This window comes from Hydrogenophaga sp. (genome assembly GCF_041633695.1).
Classification (GTDB): Bacteria; Pseudomonadota; Gammaproteobacteria; order Burkholderiales; family Burkholderiaceae_C; genus Hydrogenophaga.
Map to the genome: position 1 here is coordinate 1 of NZ_JBFJMY010000468.1, position 3,158 is coordinate 3,158.

Annotated in this window: 3 protein-coding genes; all 3 read right to left on the bottom strand. The window is 63.5% G+C overall.

Going from position 1 to position 3,158, the window contains the following annotated elements:
• Positions 1-677, bottom strand: a 677-nt coding sequence (locus tag ABYB95_RS20205; protein WP_372661072.1) for an acyl-CoA dehydrogenase family protein, incomplete at its 3' end; no start/stop codon positions are given.
• Between the two features lie 52 nt (positions 678-729).
• Positions 730-1,515 (bottom strand): enoyl-CoA hydratase-related protein, encoded by a 786-nt coding sequence (locus ABYB95_RS20210; RefSeq protein WP_008905386.1) that lies wholly within the window; start codon positions 1,513-1,515, stop codon positions 730-732.
• A gap of 32 nt (positions 1,516-1,547) precedes the next feature.
• Positions 1,548-3,158 (bottom strand): acetoacetate--CoA ligase (locus ABYB95_RS20215; RefSeq protein WP_372661075.1); only part of this gene is annotated, 1,611 nt, incomplete at its 5' end.

Genomic DNA, 3,158 nt, shown 5'->3' on the forward strand with positions numbered 1-3,158 from the left:
ATCAGGTTCTCGGCCGGGATTTCGAGGTTGTCAAAAAACAGCTCATTGGTCTCGTGGTTAACCATGTTGCGGATCGGGTTCACCGTCATGCCCTGGCCAATGGCCTGGTGCAGGTCAACGATGAAGATCGACATGCCCTCTGACTTGCGCTTCACATCTTTGAGCGGGGTGGTGCGTGCCAGCAAAATCATGAGGTCGGAGTGCTGAATCCGCGAGATCCAGACCTTCTGGCCATTGACCACATAGCGGTCGCCCTGCTTGACCGCGGTGGTCTTGATTTTGGTGGTGTCGGTGCCTGTGGTTGGCTCGGTCACGCCCATGGACTGCAGGCGCAGATCGCCGCTGGCAATTTTGGGCAGGTAGAGGCGCTTCTGCTCATCCGAGCCATGGCGCAGCAAGGTGCCCATGTTGTACATCTGGCCGTGACAGGCGCCGGCATTGCCGCCGCAGCGGTTGACCTCTTCCATCACCACCGAGGCTTCGGCCAGACCCAAGCCAGCTCCGCCGTACTCCTGCGGAATCATCACCGCCAGCCAGCCGGCCCTGGTCAGCGCGTCCACACACGCCTCGGGGTAAGCACGGGCATCGTCAATCTTGCGAAAGTACTCGTCGGGGAAGCGTTTAAAAAGATCGCGCAGGGCGGCGCGCAACTCGGGGTAACGTTCTTGGTTCATCATTTTTCAGTCTCTAAAAGTTCCCCGCTGAGCCGCGCAGGACAAAGATTACCGGTTAGCGGAATTTGCTGAAGTCGGGCTTGCGTTTTTCAAGAAAGGCGCTGGCCCCTTCCTGCTGCTCGCCGGTACTGAAATAGTTGGGTGCCACTTCCTGGATCAGGTCGTTCATGTCCTTGCCCATGATCGGGGCCATGTGGTGGTAGAACGAACACTTGACGATCTTCAGGCAGGTCGGCGACAGCGACAGCAATTCGTCGCAGTACTTCTGCACTTCTTCGTCGAGCTGGGCCATGGGCACCACCGAATTGGCCAGGCCCCAGTCGAACGCCTGCTTCGCGCTGTAGCGGCGGCACAGCATCCACAGCTCGCGCGCACGCTTGTGGCCAAGCACATTGGCCGAATGCGAGACGATGTAACCACCCGCCGGTGAACCGACGCGCGGGCCGTTCTGGCCAAAGATCGCGTGCTCGGCGGCAATCGTGAAGTCACAGAAATAGGCAATGTGGTGACCGGCGCCAATCGCGTAGCCGTTGACGCGCGCGATCACGGGCTTTGGGCATTCGGCGATCTGGCGGTTGAAGTTGAATTCCAGGTCCTGCAGGCCGCTCTTGCCGCTGCTGTCGCCCTTTTCCCAGTTGACATCACCGCCGACGCAAAAGGCGCGCTCGCCCGTACCGGTCAGCACGATCACGCCGACCTTCGGATCATTGCCGGCCTGGGCCAGCAGCCGCTCCATCTCTTTGATCGTATCGCCGGTGAACGCGTTGAGCGTCTTGGGTCGGTTGATGGTGATGGTGGCGACAAAGTTCTTGACTTCGTAAATGACTTCCTGATCGCTCATGGTGTTTCCTCGTGAAAAAAAGTTGGGGAAAATCAGCGGCTCTGCGTGGCATGCCCGCGTGCAAATTCAAGAAACCAGTCCAGGCTGGCGGGGTTGGTCAGTGCATCGCGGTTGACCACTTTGTCGATGGGCTGGCCGAGCAGCAGCTTCTTGATCGGCAGTTCGAGCTTCTTGCCGGTGAGCGTGCGCGGCACCTCGGCCACGGCAAACACCGCGTCCGGCACATGGCGCGGCGACGCGGCCGCGCGGATGGCGCTCTGGATGCGCCCGATCAGCGGCGCGTCCAGCGCCACGCCCGGACGCAGCACGACGAACATCGGCATGTAGCTTTCGCGCCCCAGATATTCAAGGTCGACCACCAGGCTGTCGAGCACTTCGGGCAGCGCCTCGACCACGCTGTAGATGTCGCTCGTGCCCATGCGCACGCCGTGGCGGTTGATGGTGGTGTCGCTGCGACCGTAGATGATTGCGCCGCCGCGCGGTGTGATGCGAAGCCAGTCGCCATGCCGCCAGACGCCGGGGTACATGTCGAAATAACTGTCCAGATAGCGCCGGTTGCCGGGGTCGTTCCAGAAGTAGAGGGGCATGGACGGCATGGGCGCGGTGCACACCAGCTCACCCACCTCGTCCACGACCGGCTGGCCCTGTTCGTTGAAGGCCTCGACGCGCGCCCCAAGGCAGCGCCCCTGCATTTCTCCCACGACAACGGGCAGGGTCGGCACGCCGCCGACGAAGGCCCCGGCGAAGTCGGTGCCGCCGGAGATCGGGTTGATCCAGACATCGCGCCCGACATGCTTGGCAATCCACTGGTAGCTTTCCGGGGACAGTGGCGAGCCGGTCGAACCCACGGTGCGCAGCGGCCCCAGCGCGCCCACCTCGCGCGGCTCGACATCGGCTTTCTGGCAGGCCGCATAAAACGCCGCACCGGCACCCAGAAACGTCACGCCGACTTCCCCAGCGAAACGCCACAGCGTGGTGTAGTCGGGCCAGGCCGGGTTGCCGTCGTACAGGCAGGCCGTCGCCCCCACCAGCAAACCGCCCACCTGGCAGTTCCACATGATCCAGCCGGTGGTGGAAAACCAGTGGAAGCGGTCTTCGGGACCGAGGTCGTTGTGCAGGCGCATCAGCTTGACCTGCTCCAGCACAATGCCGCCATGGCCGTGCACGATGGGTTTGGGCAAGCCGGTGGTGCCCGACGAATACACCACCCACAGCGGGTGGTCGAAAGGCAGTGACTCGATGCGCAGTTCAGCCGGGGCGCTGACCACCTCGCTCCAGAGCACGCCACCGCGCAGCGCGTCCGCGCTGGCGCTGCGCTCCAGGCAGGGCAAGAGCACGCAGCGCTCGACGCTGGGCAGCCCGTCGAGCAGCGTGGCCACGGCTTCGCGCCGGTCGAAGCGCTTGCCACCCCAGTGGTAGCCATCGACCGCGATCAACACCTTCGGATCGATCTGCCGGAAACGGTCCAGCACCGTGGGCGCCCCCATGTCGGGAGAGCACACCGACCAGATCGCCCCCACGGAAACCGTGGCCAGAAAAGCCACGATGGATTGCGGAATATTGGGCAGGTAGGCCACCACGCGGTCGCCCGGCCCCACGCCCGCTGCGCGCAGCCACGGCGCCAGCGCCGCCACTTGGTCCTG